Raw genomic sequence first — 14185 nt, forward strand, 5'->3', positions numbered from 1 at the left:
CCCCTTGCGGGCACGCAGGCCTCAGCGCCGGGTGCGTTGGGAGCGCCAGACCAGGTACAGCGCCGACGCCACCGCAGCACCTCGCACCACCCACGGCCACGTCCCGGCGATCGCCTCGTTCATGTGGCCCCGCGCGATCGGCTCGCCCCAGCGCCCGTTGTCCCTCCCCCACAGCCACACCAGCCCGGCCGCGACCGCCGCGCCCGGCAGCACCATCACGGCCCACTTGGTCTCCGCGGGGGTCAGCCGCCGGGAGCCGTAGGCGATCGCCCAGCCCAGGATCAGGGCGAACCAGTTCCCGAGCACCGCTCCGGCGGCCAGCGCGGCGGCGGCCAGCAGCAGGAGGGGGTTGGTCCAGCCGGCCGCAGGGCGCGGGAGCAGGCGGCGGCGCGGGCCGGGCTCGGCCTCCGTGGCCTCCGGTGCCGGCGCCCCGGTGTCCGGGGCCGCCGATGCCGCCGTACCCTCCGTCGGTTTCGGTGGCCGTTCGAGCAGCTCCGGGATCTCCACGCCGCCGACGAACCCCGGCACCGGGTCGGTCTCGGCGGCCGGCCCGCCGACGCCGCCGGGGCCGCCGAAGGGGGTGCCGCCCACCCGCCACCAGTCGGGCCGTACGGCGCCGTCCCCCAGCTCGTGCGCGGGGGCGAGGTGCGGAGGTGACGGCGCGTCGCGCGGGGCGGAGGGCTCGGTTTCGGCCGGGCGCGGCCGGGGGACGGCCCGGCGCAGGCCCCTGCGCCGTTCCCGGTCCGCCGGCTCCGGCTTCCGCGCGCCCGGCGCCGGCTGTACGGGCACGGCCGCGGGCGGCTGCGCGCCCCGCCCGGCACCGAATCCACCGGATGCGCTCGATCCACCGGATGCAGCGGCCGTGCCGCCCGCCGCCTCGACGACCTCGTCCGGGGTGCCCAGGCGGTCCAGGATGCGGCGCACCGCGGCGGGGCTGTCGACGGTCGCGCCGGCCCGGTGCCGGTCGATCTCGTTGCGCAGTTCCGACACGATCCGCATCCGCGTGGACGACGGCAGCTGCCGCTGCTGAGCGATGTCTCCGACACGGCTCAGGTACTCGTAGACGACCTGGTCGCTCTCGATCCCCAACGGAACCCCTCCGGGGTGACGGCGATGAGACCCCGTGAGGACGGTAGCGCAGAGTCGCTGCGCGGAGCCCGCCCAACGGGGCCGGGGCGGCCCCCTCGACGACGGCAACCGCTACCGTGGGTCAGATGAGCCAAGCGGCCCACCCAGCCCCTCGGTCCCTCGCGGAGGCGCTCCGCGCGCGGGACGACGTGTCCCTGGCCGCGCTGCTGCGCAGCCGCCCCGACCTCATCACGCCCGTCCCGACGGACCTCACCCAGCTGGCCACCCGCGCCGGTACCCGCGCCTCGGTGCTGCGCGCGCTGGAGCGGCTGGACCGGTTCGCGCTGCAGACGGCGGAGGCGCTGGCCGTGGCCCCGGACCCGGCGTCGTACGACACGCTGCTGGGGCTGATGGCGGGGTACGGCGGGGACGACACGATCGCCGCCGCGCTGCCGCACGCCCTCGCCACCCTGCGCGAACAGGCGCTGGTGTGGGGCGACGACGAACGGCTGCGGCTGGTGCGGACCGCCCGCGAGCTGCTCGCGCCCTCCCCGCAGCACCCCTCCCCGACCGGGCTCGGGCCCACCGTGCAGGAGGCCACCTCGGGCATGTCGCCGGGCCGGATCCAGGAGATCGTGACGGCGGCCGGGCTGCCCTCGACGCACGACTCGGTGTCCGCCGTGGCCGCGCTCACCGCGCTGTTCGCCGACCGGAAGAAGATGGCCGAGCTGCTCGCCGGCGCCCCGGAGGCGGCCCGCGAGGTGCTGTCACGACTGGTGTGGGGGCCGCCGTACGGGCAGGTCACCCCGGATCCGGCCGCGCATCTGCGCTGGCTGCTCGACCGCGGGCTGCTGCTGCCGTCCGTGCCCGGCACGGTCGTACTGCCCCGCGAGGTGGCCCTGCATCTGCGGGAGGGCCGCGCCCACCGTGCGCCGGAGCCGCTGCCGCCCGCCGTGGAGCCGGCCGCGACCCACGGTCCGCAGGTGGTGGACGCGACGGCGGCCGGGCAGGCGTACACCGCTCTCGCCACCGTCGAGGAGCTGCTGAAGGACTGGGACGAGGGCGGCCCGGCCGTGCTGCGGGCCGGCGGGCTGAGCGTCCGTGATCTGAAGCGGACCGCCGTCGCCCTGGACGTGTCCGAGCCGGTCGCCGCGTTCTGGGTGGAGCTGGCGTACGCGGCGGGTCTGGTCGCCTCCGACGGCGAGGCCGACGAGCGGTACGCCGCCACGCCCGCCTACGACGAGTGGCTGGAGCGGCCCGCCGCCGAGCGCTGGGCCCGTCTCGCCGAGGTCTGGCTGGCGGCCACCAGGACGCCGGGGCTGGTCGGCGGCCGGGACGCGAAGGACCGCACGCTCGCCGCGCTCGGGCCGGGGCTGGACCGCTCGGCCGCGCCCGAGGTACGGCACCGGGTGCTGACCCTGCTGGCCGGTCTGCCGACGGGCGCGGCCCCGGACCCCGAGTCGGTGCTGGCCCGGCTGCGCTGGGAACGGCCGCTGCGCGGTCCCCAGCGGCCGGACGGCGAGGAGGACCTGCGCTCCCGGCTGGCCCGCTGGACCCTGTCCGAGGCCGAACTGCTGGGCATCACCGGGCGGGGCGCCCTGTCGGCACACGGCCGTGCTCTGCTGGGCACCCCGGCGACGACAGGCCCGCGTGGGGCGTCGGGCGCCCCGGGCCGGGCCGGCCCTGCGAGCTCCCGTCCGACCTCCGGCGCGGGAGGCCCCGCGGCCTCCGGTCCGGCCTCCGGAGCCGCCGTATCGTCCGACGTCCCCGGCTCCACCACCGCCGAATCGTCCGACGTCCCCGGCTCCTCCGCCGCCACGGCCGCCCGCGCGTCCGCCGGTACCCGCACCTCCGCCCGCCCGGCCACGCCGACCGGGTCCACCGGCCCCGGTGACAAGCTGCCCGTCCACCATCACCACCGGCCGACGGCAGCCCCCGCCCCGCTCTCCCCCGCCGAGCAGGCCGTGGCGACGGCCGCCGCGGCCCGCCTCCTGGCACCGCTCCTGCCCGAACCGCTGGACCACGTGCTGCTCCAGGCCGACCTGACGGCAGTGGCGCCCGGGCCGCTGCGGCGTCCGCTCGCCGACCTGCTGGGCGTGCTCGCGGACGTGGAGTCCAAGGGCGGGGCGACCGTGTACCGGTTCACGCCGGCCTCGGTACGGCGTGCCCTGGACGCCGGCCGTACCGCCGCCGATCTGCACGCCTTCCTCGCCGAGCACTCCCGCACCCCGGTCCCGCAGCCGCTCGCCTATCTGATCGACGACGTGGCCCGCAAACACGGCCACCTGCGGGTCGGCGCGGCCTCCGCGTACGTACGCTGCGACGACGACACCCTGCTGAACGAGATCCTGGCCGACCGGCGCGCCGCGGCACTGCGGCTGCGCCGCCTCGCCCCGACCGTGCTGGCTGCCCAGTCCGATCCGGCGACGCTGCTGGAGGGCCTGCGCGCGATGGGCTACGCACCGGCCGCCGAGTCCGCCGAGGGTGACGTCCTGATCGCCCGTGCCCACGCCCACCGCACCCCGCCGCGCACCGCCCCCGAGCCGGTCCCGGACGGTCCGCCGGCGCCCGACACCACACTCCTCGCGGCGGCGATCCGCGCGATCCGGGCGGGCGACCTGGCTGCCACCACCCCACGCAAGCCCACCGGAGCGGCGACCCCCCTGGCGGGCGGTGAACTGCCCCGTACGTCATCCGCCGAGACCCTCGCCACCATGCAGGCCGCCGTCCTGACGGGCGCCTCCCTGTGGATCGGCTACGTCAACGCCGAGGGCACCGCAAGCCAGCGCGTCATCGCCCCGGTCCGCGTCGAGGGCGGCTTCGTCACGGCGTACGACCACACGGCGGACGAGGTGCGCACCTATCCGCTGCACCGGATCACGGGGGTGGCGGAGCTGGCGGAGGACTGACCCTGATCATCGGCCCATAGGGCACACTGGACGTTTGGCCGTAGGGAAAGGGTGTACCGAGCGTGAATGGTCCACTGATCGTCCAGTCCGACAAGACCCTGCTCCTGGAAGTCGACCACGAGCGGGCCGACGACTGCCGTCGGGCCATCGCGCCGTTCGCCGAGCTGGAGCGGGCGCCCGAGCACATCCACACCTACCGGGTCACGCCGCTCGGGCTGTGGAACGCACGGGCCGCCGGGCATGACGCCGAGCAGGTCGTGGACGCGCTGGTGCAGTACAGCCGGTATCCGGTGCCGCACGCGCTGCTCGTGGACATCGCGGAGACGATGGACCGCTACGGGCGGCTCACGCTCAGCAAGCACCCCGCGCACGGGCTGGTGCTGACCACCACCGACCGGCCGGTGCTGGAGGAGGTGCTGAAGTCCAAGCGGATCACCCCGCTGGTCGGGGCGCGGATCGACCCGGACACGGTCGTGGTGCACCCCTCCGAGCGCGGGCAGATCAAGCAGATGCTGCTCAAGCTGGGCTGGCCGGCCGAGGACCTCGCCGGGTACGTCGACGGTGAGGCGCATCCGATCGAGCTGCTGGAGGACGGCTGGGCCCTGCGGCCGTACCAGCGGCAGGCCGTGGAGAACTTCTGGCACGGTGGCAGCGGGGTCGTGGTGCTGCCCTGCGGCGCCGGGAAGACACTGGTCGGGGCCGGGTCCATGGCGCAGGCCAAGTCGACCACGCTCATCCTCGTCACGAACACCGTCTCCGCCCGGCAGTGGAAGCACGAGCTGGTGAAGCGGACCTCGCTGACCGAGGACGAGATCGGTGAGTACAGCGGGACACGCAAGGAGATCCGGCCGGTCACCATCGCGACCTACCAGGTGCTGACGACCAAGCGGAAGGGTGTCTATCCGCACCTGGAGCTGTTCGACTCCCGGGACTGGGGGCTGATCGTCTACGACGAGGTGCATCTGCTGCCGGCTCCTGTCTTCAAGTTCACCGCCGATCTGCAGGCACGGCGGCGGCTGGGTCTGACGGCCACCCTCGTGCGTGAGGACGGCCGCGAGTCGGACGTGTTCTCTCTCATCGGGCCGAAGCGGTTCGACGCCCCCTGGAAGGAGATCGAGGCGCAGGGGTACATCGCGCCGGCCGACTGCGTCGAGGTGCGGGTGAACCTGACGGACTCCGAGCGGCTGGCCTATGCGACCGCCGAGACGGAGGAGAAGTACCGCTTCTGTGCCACCACCGACACCAAGCGGAAGGTGACGGAGGCGATCGTCCGCCGGTTCGCCGGCCGGCAGATCCTCGTCATCGGCCAGTACATCGACCAGCTGGACGAACTGGGCGAGCACTTGAACGCGCCCGTCATCAAGGGCGAGACCTCCAACGCCCAGCGCGAGAAGCTCTTCGACGCCTTCCGCGAGGGCGAGATCAGCGTGCTGGTCGTGTCGAAGGTCGCCAACTTCTCCATCGACCTGCCCGAGGCCACCGTCGCCATCCAGGTGTCCGGCACCTTCGGCTCCCGCCAGGAGGAGGCCCAGCGGCTCGGCCGGGTCCTGCGCCCGAAGGCCGACGGCCACCAGGCGCACTTCTACTCGGTCGTCGCCCGGGACACCATCGACCAGGACTTCGCCGCCCACCGCCAGCGTTTCCTGGCCGAGCAGGGCTACGCCTACCGGATCGTGGACGCGGACGAGATCCTGACCGAGGACAGCACCGGCTGAGCCGCCCGCAGCGCCGCCGCCGCGATCAGCGCCAGCCCCAGCAGTGGGTACGGCGAGGCCAGTGGCTGCTGCCACCAGGGCAGGTGCAGGTCGCGGTCGCCCTCGTGGGGGACCAGCCAGAGGGTGCGGGCCGTGAAGACCGTGGCGGTGGCCGCCGCGAGCCGGATGCGGCCCTCGGCGAGCAGGACCGCGAGGAGCGGGACGCACCACACCCAGTGGTGGGACCAGCTGATCGGTGAGATCAGCAGGGCCGTGACCGCGGCGAGCAGGACGCCGTGCCGTTCCTCGCCGGCGCGTGCCGCCAGGCACAGGCCCGCCGCCCCCACCGCCACCGCGGGCAGCACCCAGGCCAGGCCCGGTGCCGCGGTGCCGAGCGCTCTCGCGATCAGGCCCTGCAGGGACTGGTTGTCCACGAGCCACGCCTTGCCGACCCGGTCCGTCTCGTACAGCCGCCGGGTCCAGAAGCCGGCGCTCGCCGCCGGGAGCAGTGCGGCGCCGCACAGGACCGTGCCGGTGCAGGACGCGACCGCCGTCCACGCCTCCTTTCGGTGGCCTCTCAGGAACAGGTACAGCACGAAGACGGCCGGTGTGAGCTTGATGCCGGTCGCGACGCCGGCGGCCACGCCCTTGCCCCGGGCGCCCGCGGGCCGGGTGAGGTCCCACAGGACCAGGCCGGTGACGGTCAGGTTGATCTGCCCGAACAGGACCGTCTGGAAGACCGGTTCGAGCCACAGGGACAGGGCGGTGGCCGTGCAGAGCAGGGATGCGGAGACCTGTCGGCCGGCCAGCCGGGCCGAGAGGACCACCAGGGCCGCGAGCAGGAGCGCGTTGCCCGCGACGAAGGCCGCCTTCAGGGCCGGCACGGGAAGCCAGGTGGCCGGGACGAAGAGGAGTGCCGCGAAGGGCGGGTAGGTCGCGGGGAGCCGCCACCGGGTGGCGGTGAAGCCGTACAGATCGGTGCCGTGGACCACGGCCGCGCCCTCGGCCCGGTAGACGAGCAGGTCGGCCATGGGTGCGTGCTGCAGGACGCACAGGGCGACGAAGAGGGTCAGGGAGACGGACAGGAAGACGGCCGGCACAAGCGTCGGCATCCGTTTCCGCACCGTCCGTGGGAGCACGGACGCGACCCTATGCGGTTACTTGTGGCGTATGCCCGCTTCCTCGCCGTACTCGCCGAGGATGACCACGCCGAACGCGGCCTCGGCGAACACCTTGATGGCGCGCAGGGCGTTGCCGAGCAGGTGGTGATGCGGGCCGTCGACGGCTGTGGCACCGGTCGGCGGGCGGACAGGGACTGGATGGATGGTTGCTGCGCTCATGTCTTCATGGTCGCTCTCGCACGGCGTGATCGGCATCGGTCCACAGAGCCAATCTGCCCGTTCTTCGCGTACGCCCCTGGATGGAGCGCTCCCCCTACGCCGGGCGGTTTCGCCCCCTAGGGGTCCGCATCCGGAATCACGGCCCGGACCGGAGTGCGCCCGCGCGCACACCTCGCGGACCCCTCCCGCACCCGTTCCGGTCCGGGCGTCTCCGCCACGCTCCGGTCCACCTGGAAACGTTCCTCCGGCACACGCCACCGGCACCTGCTCAAGCGCGGGCAGCCGCCGGACAGGTTTCCGTCCAGCGCTCGAACAAACCCTGAACGGACCGGAAATGCAGACAATCCGACTACTCCCTTTCATCTTGTCGGACCGTCCCGCTCCCCGGCTAGCTGATGGCAGGCCGCCCTCGGGGGGCGGAGGGACAACCCGTAAGGAGAAGCACGTCATGAAGAAGGCCTACGAAGCACCGACGCTCGTCCGGCTCGGTTCCTTCCGCAAGGAGACCGGACTCCTGCAGCGGCACGGCAACGACCGGCTCATCCTGAGCAAGAACTGAACAGGGCGACGAGCGAAGGTCTCTGACCTGACGTCATGACTGATCTGCACACAAGTGCGGGGACGGGCCACGGCGACGCGCACTTCGCGGTCTTCGCCGACCGCGCGGACGCGGCCGCCGTGGCCCGCTCCTTCGCCCGCCCCGGCACCCGCAGCCTCGATCACCCCTCGGGCCGGCCCTGGCTCCTGGGCCACTGGCACGACCAGGAGATCGTCAGCGCCCGTGTCGGCCCCGCCGCCCTCGCCCTCGTCGGCTGCGTCCCCGTCGACGGCACGGAACTGGAACGGGTCGCCCGCTCCCTGCGCGACCTCGCCGCCCTGGACGCCTGGGCCCGTTCGCTGCCCGGCAGCTGCCACCTCGTCGCCGCCCTCGACGGACGGATCCGGGTGCAGGGCACGGCCTCCGGTCTCCGGCTGGTCTTCCACGCCCCGGTGCACGGCACCCGGGTGGCCGCGACCCGGGCGGACGTCCTGGCCGCCGCACTGGGCGAAGAACCGGCGCCGGAACGCCTGGCCGTACGACTGCTCTGGCCCGTACCGCACCCCCTGCTCGACGAACCGCTGTGGTCCCGGATCACCGCCGTCGCCCCGCACGAGGCGCTGGTCCTCGCGCCGGACGGACACGGCGCACGCCACACCCGCTGGTGGACGCCCCCGGAACCGGTCGTCCCGCTGCGCACGGGCGCCCCGCTGGTCCGCGAGGCCCTCGCCGACGCCGTCCGCGCCCGCACCCGGCACGGCGGCACGGTCAGCTGCGACCTGTCCGGCGGCCTCGACTCCACCTCCGTCTGCTTCCTCGCCGACCGCTCACCGGCCCGTGTCGTCGCCTCCACCTGGCCCGGACGCGACCCTGCCGACACCGACCTGCACTGGGCGAAGCGGGCCGCCGCCGCCCTGCCGGACGTCGAGCACGTCATCTGGGACGCCGAGGCCTCCCCCCTCGTCTACGACGGGCTGCTCGCCATCGACGACGTCCTGGACGAGCCCACCATCGGCGTCATGGACCGTGCGCGGGTCCTGCACCACCTGCCCGCCATGGCCGAGCGGGGCAGCCGGGTGCATCTGACGGGCATCGGCGGCGACCACATCGCCTGGTGCTCCGAGGCGTACTACCACCGGCTGGCGCGGCGCCGACCGCTGTTCGCGCTGCGGCAGCTGCGCGGCTTCAAGGCGCTGTGGCAGTGGCCGCTGGGCCCCATGCTGGGCGCCCTGGCCGACTCCCGGCCGTACGGCAGGTGGCTCGCGGACTCCGCGCACCACCTGCGCGAACCGCTGTCCCCGACGGTCACCACCAGCCTCGGCTGGGGCATGAGCCCGCGCCTGTTCGAGTGGGTGACCCCCGAGGCGGAGCAGCTGGCCCGTACGGCGCTGTCCACGGCCGCCCGGCAGACCCGGCCGCTGCACCCCGACCGGGGACTCCACGCCGACCTGGAACAGATCCGCAACTGCACCCGCATCATCCGGCAGTGGGACCACATGGCGGCCCGCTGCGGACTGCCCATGGCCTCGCCGTTCCTCGACGACCGGGTCATCGAGGCCGCCCTCGCCGTCCGTCCCGACGAACGCGTCTCGCCCTGGCGGTACAAGCCGCTCCTGACCACGGCCATGCGCGGCATCGTGCCCGAGGAGTGCCTGCGCCGGAGCAACAAGGCCACCGCGGCCATGGATGCGGCCGACGGGCTGCGCGAGCACCGCGGTGACCTCAGGGCGCTGTGGGACGACTCCCGGCTGGAACGGCTGGGGCTGGTGAACGGCGCGATGCTGCGCCGCCTCGCCGAGCGCCCCGCCACCAAGCAGCTGCGGGAGGCCGTCCTGTACTCGACCATCTCGGTCGAGGTGTGGCTGCGGGCGCTCGACCGGGCGCGGCACGACGTACCGAAGTGACCGACAGACGAAGGAGAGCCGTCATGGCATTGCGGTTCGGTGCCGACATCTGCACCGCGAAGACCGACTACGGCACCGTGCTCCTGGACCAGCGCTCGGGTGAGTACTGGGAGCTGAACCCCACCGCGACCCTGGTGGTCGACACGCTCATGGCGGGTGGTGACGAAGCGGCCGCGACGGCGGCGGTCATGGGGGCGTTCGACGTCGACCCCGACCGTGCACGGGCCGACGTCACCGCCCTGGTGGAGCAGCTGCGCGCCGACGGGCTGGCCGAATGACCACGCCCAGTGCCCTGGAGCGGCCGTACGGGGTACCCCTCGGCCGCCGGCTCGCCGCCCGCGCGGTCCTCGTACCCGCCGTCGTCCTCTCGCTGCTGCCACCACGCCGCATCCGCGCGGTCCTCGGCCTGCTGCGCCGCGGCGCAGCCCCCGCGACCGCGGCACAGGCCCTGCAGGCCCGCGACGCCGTGTGCGCGGTGAGCCTGCGCTGTGCCGGGCCCAAGGGCTGTCTGCCCCGCTCCCTCGGGGCCGCCCTGCTGTGCCGTCTCGGCGGCACCTGGCCGACCTGGTGCACGGGCGTCCGCGTCGTACCGCCGTTCACCGCGCACGCCTGGATCGAGGCCGACGGCCGGCCGGTGGGCGAGGACGCACCCGACGGGTACTTCGCCCGTCTGATGGCCGTCGGCCCGGTGCCCCGATGACGACGAGCGACACCGGCGCGGGGACCGGCGAGCGCACAGAGCACACCGAGCACACCGACCGGTCCACGCGTGCCGCGATCCGCGCCGTCTACCGGCTCACCGCGCGCCACCGCGGTGCGGTCGCCCTGGCCACCGCACTGACCCTCGTCGCGTCCGCGCTGGGGCTCGCCCAGCCGCTGCTGGCCAAGCGGGTGGTGGACGCGAGCGGCGGGCAGCAGCCCCTGTGGCCGCCGCTGCTGCTGCTCACCGCCCTGTTCGCCGCCGAGGCCGCCACCGGCTCCGCCGGCCGGTTCCTGCTGGAACGGACGGGCGAAGGCGTCGTACGGAGGCTGCGCCACACCCTGGTGGGGCGGCTGCTGCGGCTGGAGATGCGGGAGTACGACGAACAGCGCCGCGGTGACCTGATCGCCCGGGTGACCGCCGACTCCACCCTGCTGCGCGAGGTGGTCGCCCAGGCGCTGGTGGACCTGGTCACCGGGGCCGTGGTCGCCGTCGGCGCGCTGGCCCTGATGGCGTGGCTGGACCCGCTGCTGCTGGTGCTCGTCACGGCGACCGTGGCGACCGCGGCGGCCGTGGTCGCCCTGCTGCTCCGGGGCATCCGCACCGCTTCGGAGCACCTGCAGTCGTCCGTCGGCGCCCTGGCCGCCGACCTGGAACGCGCCCTGGGCGCGCTGTCGATGGTCCGGGTGTACCGCGCCGAGCAGCGGGAGGCGGCCCGCATCGGCGCCCGCGTCGACGAGGCCTGCGCCGCCGGGGTGCGTACCGCGAAGTACGCCGCGGTCATGAGCTCGGCCGTAGAACTCGCCGTCCAGGGCTCCTTCCTGCTGGTCCTCGTCGTCGGAGGCCTGCGCGCACACGGCCGCGGTCACTCCGTGGGCGACCTGGTCGCGTTCCTGCTGTATGCCTCCTACCTCGTCGTCCCCCTGTCCTCGGTGTTCCGCGCGGCCGGTCTGATCCAGCGCGGCATGGGCGCCCACCTGCGCATCGAACAGACCCTGCAGCTGCCCGTCGAGCCCGCCGGCCCGGCGGTCCTTCCCGTCCGGCGGGCACCCGCGCACGTACCGGCCCTCGAACTGGAGGACGTCCACTTCGCCTACCGCCCCGGGCGGCCCGTGCTGCGCGGGGTCTCCTTCACGGTGCCGCAGCGCCGGCAGGTCGCTCTGGTCGGACTCTCCGGGGCGGGCAAGAGCACCGTGTTCGCACTGATCGCCCGGTTCTACGAACCCGACGCGGGCCGGCTCCGCTTCCACGGGTGCCCCGCCGCGGACATCGGCCGTGACGCCAGCCGGGCCGGACTCGCGATCGTGGACCAGAGCAGCCATGTCGTGCGCGGCACGCTCCGCGACAACGTCGTCTACGGCCGCCCGGACGCCACGGAGGACGAGGTGCGCCGAGCCCTCAGGCTGGCCCGCCTTGAGCAGGTGGCCGAGCGGCTGCCCGGCGGACTGCACGGCGCCGTCGGGGAACACGGCACCACCCTGTCCGGCGGGGAGCGCCAGCGCGTCGCCCTGGCCCGCGCCCTGCTCACCCGCCCGACGCTGCTGCTCCTCGACGAACCCACCTCCCACCTCGACGCCCTCAACGAGGCCGCGCTCACCGCGGCCCTGAAGGACATCACCCGGGAGTGCGCGGTCCTCGTCATCGCGCACCGGCTCTCCACCGTTCAGCACGCGGACCGGATCGTCGTCCTGGACGGGGGCCGGGTCACCGCCTGCGGGCGTCATGAGGAACTGCTCACCGCCAGTCCGGTGTACCGGCGGCTGGCGGCGGCGCAGATGGTCCGGCCGGCGGGTGCGGCCGGAAACAATTCATTGGCCCGGCCCTGAGTGCCTCCCTTAGAATCTCCGCTCTTGCCCGCCTCCCTTCATGGAGTGCCGCCGCCCGGACGGAAACCGGGCGGCTCAGTCATGCCCCAGTCATGAACGAGCAGATCCGGAGGCACCCCCTTGTCCGCGTCCGCCCACGACCCGCTCGACGACCCCCTCGCCCGAGAGCGCTCGCACCTCGCCGCGTCCCGTTCCGCCCTGCGTGCCATGCGCGAGGACGTCGAGGCGCTGGACATCCGCGACGTCACCGCGAACTGGGTCAACGCCGAAGTGCTGTCCCGCCAGATCGACGAGCGGATCAAGGCGCTGGCCGACCTGAGCGACACCCCGCTGTTCTTCGGCCGGCTGAACTATCTGCACGCACCGGGCGCGGAGCAGGCCGAAGGCGCCGAGGGCGAGCAGTTCTACATCGGGCGGCGGCACGTCCACGACGCCGACGGCGACCCCATGGTCATCGACTGGCGTGCCCCGGTCTCGCAGCCGTTCTACCGGGCGTCCAGGAACGACCCGATGGACGTCGGGCTGCGCCGCCGCTTCGGCTACACCGGCGGCGACCTGACCGCGTACGAGGACGAGCACCTCTCCGACCCGGCTGAGCCGTCGGGGGGCGCCACCACCAGCAAGCTGCTCCAGCAGGAGATCGAACGGCCGCGCGTCGGCCCCATGCGGGACATCGTCGCCACCATCCAGCCCGAGCAGGACGAGATCGTCCGCTCCGGTCTGTCCGGCACGGTCTGCGTCCAGGGCGGCCCCGGCACCGGGAAGACCGCCGTCGGCCTGCACCGGGTCGCCTATCTCCTCTACGCCCACCGGGAGCGCCTCGCCCGCACCGGCACCCTGGTCATCGGCCCGAACCGCTCCTTCCTGCACTACATCGAGCAGGTCCTCCCCGCCCTGGGCGAGCTGGAGGTGCAACAGGCCACCGTGGACGACCTGGTCGCGCATGTGGAGGTGCGCGGCACGGACGAGGCGGCCGCGGCCGTGGTCAAGGGCGACGCCCGGATGGCCGAGGTGCTGCGCCGGGCCCTGTACTCCCACGTGGCCCTGCCCACGGAGCCTGTGGTCGTGGTGCGCGGCTCGCGGCGCTGGCGGGTGCCGGCGTACGAGCTGGAGGACATCGTCCGGGAGTTGCTGCAGCGGGACATCCGGTACGGCGCCGCGCGCGAGGCGTTGCCGCAGCGGATCGCGCATGCGGTGCTGGTGCAGATGGAGCGGTCCGGGGAGGCGCCGGACGACCGGGTGCAGGACGCCGTCGCCCGCAACAGCGCGGTGAAGGCGGCCGTGAAGGAGATCTGGCCGGCCGTGGACCCGGCGAAACTGGTCCTGCGGCTGCTGACCGACGCGGAGTTCCTCGCCGAGCACGCCGCCGGGGTGCTGGACGAGGACGAGCAGAAGACGATCCTGTGGGCCAGGCCGGTGCGCAGTGCGAAGTCGGCCAAGTGGTCGTCGGCGGACGCGGTGCTGATCGACGAGGCGGCGGACCTGATCCAGCGCACGCACTCGCTCGGCCACGTGGTCCTCGACGAGGCGCAGGACCTCTCCCCCATGCAGTACCGGGCCGTCGGCCGCCGCTGCACCACGGGCAGCGCCACGGTGCTGGGCGACCTGGCGCAGGGTACGACCCCGTGGGCGACCCGCAGCTGGGACGAAGCCCTCGCCCACCTCGGCAAGAAGGAGGGCGTCATCGAAGAGCTGACGGCGGGCTTCCGCGTCCCCACGGACGTCATCGCCTACGCCTCCCGCCTCCTCCCGCACATCGCACCGGGCCTCACCCCGGTCGCGTCGGTCCGCGAGAACCCGGGCTTCTTCGAGGTCCGCACCACCACGGAGACATCCGAAGTGGTCGCCGCCTGCGAGGAGTTGCTGAGCAACGAGGGCTCGACGGGCCTGATCGCCGCCGACGCCCGGATCCCGGTGCTGGCCGAGGCGCTGACGGCGGCGGGGATCCCGTACCTCGCGCCCGGCGAGGAGACCACCCGCGACACCCGCCTCACCCTGGTCCCGGCATCCCTCACCAAGGGCCTGGAGTACGACTACGTGGTCCTCGACGAGCCCCAGGCGGTGGTGGACGGCGAGCCGGACGAACGCACCGGCCTGCGACGCCTGTACGTGGCGCTGACGCGTGCGGTGTCAGGTCTGATCGTGACGCACTCGGCCCCGGTACCGCCTCAGTTGGCCTGACGGCCTAAGGTGCTCTGCGGCTCCG

General features: G+C 74.0%; 11 protein-coding genes. 8 read left to right on the forward strand and 3 right to left on the reverse strand.

Going from position 1 to position 14185, the window contains the following annotated elements; all coding sequences use genetic code 11:
- Positions 1–21 precede the first annotated feature (21 nt).
- Positions 22–1089, reverse strand: coding sequence for a hypothetical protein (locus ACIGXP_RS32035; protein WP_399774330.1), 1068 nt, complete (start codon positions 1087–1089; stop codon positions 22–24).
- A gap of 125 nt (positions 1090–1214) precedes the next feature.
- Here ACIGXP_RS32035 and ACIGXP_RS32040 point away from each other — a divergent pair, with 125 nt between their 5' ends.
- Together ACIGXP_RS32040 and ACIGXP_RS32045 are read left to right on the forward strand one after the other, a co-directional pair.
- Complete coding sequence (locus ACIGXP_RS32040; RefSeq protein ID WP_399774332.1) at positions 1215–3977, forward strand: helicase-associated domain-containing protein; 2763 nt, start codon at positions 1215–1217, stop codon at positions 3975–3977.
- Between the two features lie 62 nt (positions 3978–4039).
- Positions 4040–5692: a DNA repair helicase XPB gene (locus ACIGXP_RS32045; protein ID WP_363213769.1), complete on the forward strand. Its 1653-nt coding sequence runs from the start codon at positions 4040–4042 to the stop codon at positions 5690–5692.
- On the opposite strand, the gene ACIGXP_RS32050 is transcribed toward ACIGXP_RS32045, so the two are convergent.
- Both ACIGXP_RS32050 and ACIGXP_RS32055 read right to left on the reverse strand, forming a co-directional pair.
- Positions 5641–6783: a glycosyltransferase 87 family protein gene (locus ACIGXP_RS32050; protein ID WP_399774334.1), complete on the reverse strand. Its 1143-nt coding sequence runs from the start codon at positions 6781–6783 to the stop codon at positions 5641–5643. The genes ACIGXP_RS32045 and ACIGXP_RS32050 overlap by 52 nt on opposite strands.
- A gap of 45 nt (positions 6784–6828) precedes the next feature.
- Positions 6829–7011 (reverse strand): hypothetical protein, encoded by a 183-nt coding sequence (locus tag ACIGXP_RS32055; protein ID WP_363213767.1) that lies wholly within the window; start codon positions 7009–7011, stop codon positions 6829–6831.
- A 448-nt stretch (positions 7012–7459) separates the two neighbouring features.
- Here ACIGXP_RS32055 and ACIGXP_RS32060 point away from each other — a divergent pair, with 448 nt between their 5' ends.
- The 6 genes from ACIGXP_RS32060 (at position 7460) to ACIGXP_RS32085 (ending at position 14160) form a co-directional block, all read left to right on the forward strand.
- The gene (locus ACIGXP_RS32060; protein ID WP_228624525.1) at positions 7460–7570 is read left to right on the forward strand and encodes a keywimysin-related RiPP; all 111 of its coding nucleotides are present in this window, start codon (positions 7460–7462) and stop codon (positions 7568–7570) included.
- A gap of 35 nt (positions 7571–7605) precedes the next feature.
- On the forward strand, positions 7606–9453 hold the full coding sequence (locus ACIGXP_RS32065) for a lasso peptide isopeptide bond-forming cyclase (protein ID WP_399774339.1): 1848 nt from the start codon (positions 7606–7608) through the stop codon (positions 9451–9453).
- Between the two features lie 23 nt (positions 9454–9476).
- Positions 9477–9731: a lasso peptide biosynthesis PqqD family chaperone gene (locus ACIGXP_RS32070; RefSeq protein ID WP_399774341.1), complete on the forward strand. Its 255-nt coding sequence runs from the start codon at positions 9477–9479 to the stop codon at positions 9729–9731.
- Positions 9728–10153 carry a lasso peptide biosynthesis B2 protein gene (locus tag ACIGXP_RS32075; RefSeq protein ID WP_363213764.1) on the forward strand — a complete coding sequence of 142 codons (426 nt, stop codon included), beginning with the start codon at positions 9728–9730 and terminating at the stop codon, positions 10151–10153. The genes ACIGXP_RS32070 and ACIGXP_RS32075 overlap by 4 nt, the downstream gene beginning before the upstream one ends.
- Positions 10150–11979: an ABC transporter ATP-binding protein gene (locus ACIGXP_RS32080; protein ID WP_399774345.1), complete on the forward strand. Its 1830-nt coding sequence runs from the start codon at positions 10150–10152 to the stop codon at positions 11977–11979. Before ACIGXP_RS32075 ends, ACIGXP_RS32080 begins: the two co-directional genes overlap by 4 nt.
- 120 nt (positions 11980–12099) lie before the next feature.
- Positions 12100–14160 carry a HelD family protein gene (locus ACIGXP_RS32085; RefSeq protein WP_399774348.1) on the forward strand — a complete coding sequence of 687 codons (2061 nt, stop codon included), beginning with the start codon at positions 12100–12102 and terminating at the stop codon, positions 14158–14160.
- Positions 14161–14185: the final 25 nt, after the last annotated feature.

The organism is Streptomyces sp. NPDC053069 (assembly GCF_044546895.1).
In the GTDB taxonomy this organism is placed as follows: Bacteria; Actinomycetota; Actinomycetes; order Streptomycetales; family Streptomycetaceae; genus Streptomyces.

Bases quoted from the DNA above. Each gene is read 5' to 3' on its own strand.
- ACIGXP_RS32060 (WP_228624525.1), top strand. From the start codon at position 7,460: ATGAAGAAGGCCTACGAAGCACCGACGCTCGTCCGGCTCGGTTCCTTC.
- ACIGXP_RS32050 (WP_399774334.1), bottom strand. From the start codon at position 6,783: ATGCCGACGCTTGTGCCGGCCGTCTTCCTGTCCGTCTCCCTGACCCTC.
- ACIGXP_RS32040 (WP_399774332.1), top strand. From the start codon at position 1,215: ATGAGCCAAGCGGCCCACCCAGCCCCTCGGTCCCTCGCGGAGGCGCTC.
- ACIGXP_RS32070 (WP_399774341.1), top strand. From the start codon at position 9,477: ATGGCATTGCGGTTCGGTGCCGACATCTGCACCGCGAAGACCGACTAC.
- ACIGXP_RS32065 (WP_399774339.1), top strand. From the start codon at position 7,606: ATGACTGATCTGCACACAAGTGCGGGGACGGGCCACGGCGACGCGCAC.
- ACIGXP_RS32075 (WP_363213764.1), top strand. From the start codon at position 9,728: ATGACCACGCCCAGTGCCCTGGAGCGGCCGTACGGGGTACCCCTCGGC.
- ACIGXP_RS32055 (WP_363213767.1), bottom strand. From the start codon at position 7,011: ATGAGCGCAGCAACCATCCATCCAGTCCCTGTCCGCCCGCCGACCGGT.
- ACIGXP_RS32080 (WP_399774345.1), top strand. From the start codon at position 10,150: ATGACGACGAGCGACACCGGCGCGGGGACCGGCGAGCGCACAGAGCAC.